The sequence below is a fragment of the Pedobacter sp. 01N416 genome (assembly GCF_056399685.1).
In genome coordinates this window covers 1-1,832 of sequence record NZ_JBFTRT010000775.1, presented here as the reverse complement: position 1 = coordinate 1,832, position 1,832 = coordinate 1, and the positions used below count along the sequence as shown (strand labels likewise).

Here is a 1,832-nt window from a genome sequence, read left to right as displayed (position 1 = left end):
ACTATTGGTTGTGCCTAAATCTATTCCAACTATAATTTCTTCCTTTTGAAACGAACCTGTAGCAAGGTTAATTGATATTTTTGCCATGGCTGCAAATTTACAATAATGTTGTGCTAAAATTGTTGTTAAGTTGTAAGTTTTAGTTGAAAAAGTCCGAGGTTGGAGGTCCGAAAGTCGGGAGTTTTATTGATATCGCTATATCTTCGGACTCCCGACTTCGGACTAAAGACTCTGGACTACTTTCTATTTTTCTCTTCAATCCACAACGACATATATTTGGTGCTTTGCGCGGTGTGGTGGTTTAAAATCTGTCCGAAAAAATTATTTTGCCGGTGTGCCGTTAAATGTGAAGCTAATCTTTCAACTTCTTGTATGAATTGATCTGTAAAATATTTAGCAGAATACCTTTGGTTAATAATCTGTACGCCATTCTGTTGTGCAATTTGCCAAGAGTTTTTAACCTGATATAACTTTACAGCTTCATCAATAAATAACTCTAAATTATCTTCAATGCCGCCGTTCCAATCTAAATTGCCTTTCATGGCTTCTGCACCGACAGATGTGGTAACCGAGGGTGTACCTACCTGCATGGCATCGATAAATTTACCTTTTACACCTGCACCGAACTGAATAGGAGCAAGCAATATCCGATGTTGAGCAATGGTTTCCTTAGCATCTAAAGCTCTTCCTTTAATTAGGAATTTTTCACTTTTGTTATCCAGTTGCAGCACTTTTTGCGAGGCATAAGACCCAAATATATTCAAATTCGCATTCGGAAGCCTTTTTCTGAGCACTGGCCAGATCTTGGTTTTTAAAACCTGAACGGTATTCCAATTGGGCTCATGAAGGAAATTGCCAATGAAAACAAAATCTGCCCGATTTTCAAAGGGAATCCATTTTTCGATAACTTGCTGATCGATCTCTTCTTCGAGAAATGGTAAATAATAGATCAGTGAAGGATCAATTTTGAATTGATTTTTCAGTATATCCATCTCCACTTCCGAAATCATTATAGATAAATCGCAGCGTAAAATTGAAGCCATTTCTCTTTTGGCAGTATCAGAGAATAAATCTAAAGTTTGTTTTTTCTTGTCACTTTGCTGCCGGGCACTTCTCAGGCAATGTAAATCTTCGGTATCTAAAATCCTAACTGCATTAGGGCATTCCTGCTGAACCCGCCAGCCATATTGCTCTTCTACCATAAAGCGATCGAACAACACTATTTCGGGGTTTAATTCTTTCAGAAATAGGTTGAAACTTTCGTCGTTTAATTTGATTTGTTGCTCTACAATGCTAGTGTTACTAAAATGATAACTGAAATCGCTTTTTGATGCTGCCGATGCAAAAGTAATCTGATAACCTTTAGACAGAAATAAATCAACCAATTGGATCATTCTTGTGCCTGCTGCCGATGAAGTTGGTTCGGGCCAAACAAATCCAATAATTAATAATTTCTTAGTAGCCATGATTTAAAATTTCTGCAAAATAAGGGCTTTTTAGCTCACAATTTTAAAACCGTGCCGATTATTTCTAATTTTGCAGCTCAATTACAAGCACCACATGTTAGGATTAAAATTATTGACAGACCCACGTTGGGCAAATATTGCGGAATCAAATTTAGAAGAAATTTTATCTGACCATGCCTGGTGCGAACAAAAAGCGGCAACCAATGCCATTACTTTAATTACTCAAAATTCAGAACATCAGGATCTTGTAGATGAATTAACAGCGATTGCTATCGAAGAAATGCAGCATTTTCAGATGGTAATTGAAATTATAAAAAAACGTGGTTATACTTTAAGTCGCGAGCGAAAAGATGACTATGTTGGTCG

At 36.8% G+C, this 1,832-nt stretch carries 2 protein-coding genes; one reads left to right on the top strand and one right to left on the bottom strand.

Annotation, left to right across the window (positions count from 1 at the left end; genetic code table 11):
• Positions 1–236: 236 nt before the first annotated feature.
• Entirely contained in the window at positions 237–1,466 is a 1,230-nt protein-coding gene (locus AC1DND_RS27000) for a glycosyltransferase (protein ID WP_477585829.1), read from the bottom strand.
• A gap of 94 nt (positions 1,467–1,560) precedes the next feature.
• Here AC1DND_RS27000 and miaE point away from each other — a divergent pair.
• A partial coding sequence (gene miaE, locus AC1DND_RS26995; RefSeq protein ID WP_477585827.1) for a tRNA isopentenyl-2-thiomethyl-A-37 hydroxylase MiaE occupies positions 1,561–1,832 on the top strand: 272 nt, incomplete at its 3' end.